Origin of the sequence: Acinetobacter sp. 742879, from assembly GCF_000588535.1 — a bacterium.
Lineage (GTDB): Bacteria > Pseudomonadota > Gammaproteobacteria > Pseudomonadales > Moraxellaceae > Acinetobacter > Acinetobacter pittii.
In genome coordinates this window covers 1-1,300 of the sequence record NZ_JFYC01000038.1, presented here as the reverse complement: position 1 = coordinate 1,300, position 1,300 = coordinate 1, and the positions used below count along the sequence as shown (strand labels likewise).

Sequence of the window (1,300 nt, the reverse complement as noted above, 5' to 3'; positions counted from 1 at the left end):
GTGCCTGTACCATCTGGTGTGAACACTGCTGTCCACGTGATGTTGTCCGTCGTAGTCAGACCAGTCAATGCTCCGCCTACAACCGTAATGTCACTCGCATCGAAACCAGTCACCGCCTCACTGAACGTGAAGCTGATGTTCGCTGTTTCACCTGCCGCAAGTGCAAGGTCATCTGTCGTGATTGCAAGGGTTGGTGCTGTTGCATCAACAATCACTGTGCCTGTTACCGGCGTTGAAACGTTACCTGCCACATCTGTTGCAGTCACATTCACTGTGTGCGGGCCATCTGCCAACACTGGAAGTATATTGTCTGCAAGCGTCCAGGTACCGTCACCATTGTTGGTTGCTGGGTAATCCACGCCATCCACAGTCACTACCACAGTCGCAGCAGGATCATCGATCGTACCGGTCAAAGCAGGTGTGGTGTCATTGGTAGATGCATCTGTGAAACCCACTACCGGTGCAATGGTATCGATTGTTACAGTACCTGTATCCGTACCTGTATTACCTGCCAAGTCTGTTGCTGTCACAGTCACACTGTGTGCGCCTTCTGACAGAGTTGGTAAGATATCGTTCGGTAAAGTCCAGGTGCCATCGCCATTGTTCACTGCCGGATAATCAATACCATCCACAGTCACTACAATCGTTGCATTTGGATCATTGATGCTACCTGACAAGTCCGGCGTTGCATCATTCGTCACTTCATCAGTTAACGATACCACTGGTGGTAAACCATCTCCGTCAACAATCTCTGTACCTGGCAATGAAGTATTGCCTGCAGGGTCAGTGGCTGTTGCCGAAATTGTGTCGCCATCTACCAGGTTACCTGGGTTTGGTACTGACCATGTGCCGTCTGTGCCTGCAACTACAGTTGCAGTCGTGCCATCAGGATACGTCACAGTCACGGTTGAATCTGGTTCTGCTGTACCTGTAATCGGATCTACCGCATTCACTGGATCAATGTCCGGTGCATTTGGGGCAACGGTATCAATTGTCACAACACCTGTATCCGTACCTGTATTACCTGCCAGGTCTGTTGCTGTCACAGTCACACTGTGTGCGCCTTCTGACAGAGTTGGTAAGATATCGTTCGGTAAAGTCCAGGTGCCATCGCCATTGTTCACTGCCGGATAATCAATACCATCCACAGTCACTACAATCGTTGCATTTGGATCATTGATGCTACCTGACAAGTCCGGTGTTGCATCATTCGTCACTTCATCAGTTAACGATACCACTGGTGGTAAGCCATCTCCGTCAACAATCTCTGTACCTGGCAATGAAGTATTGCCTGCAGGGT

1 protein-coding gene is annotated in these 1,300 nt (G+C 49.8%); it reads right to left on the bottom strand.

The features are described from left to right. Positions 1-1,300, bottom strand: a 1,300-nt coding sequence (locus J690_RS0104855) for an Ig-like domain-containing protein (RefSeq protein WP_228133009.1), incomplete at both ends; no start/stop codon positions are given.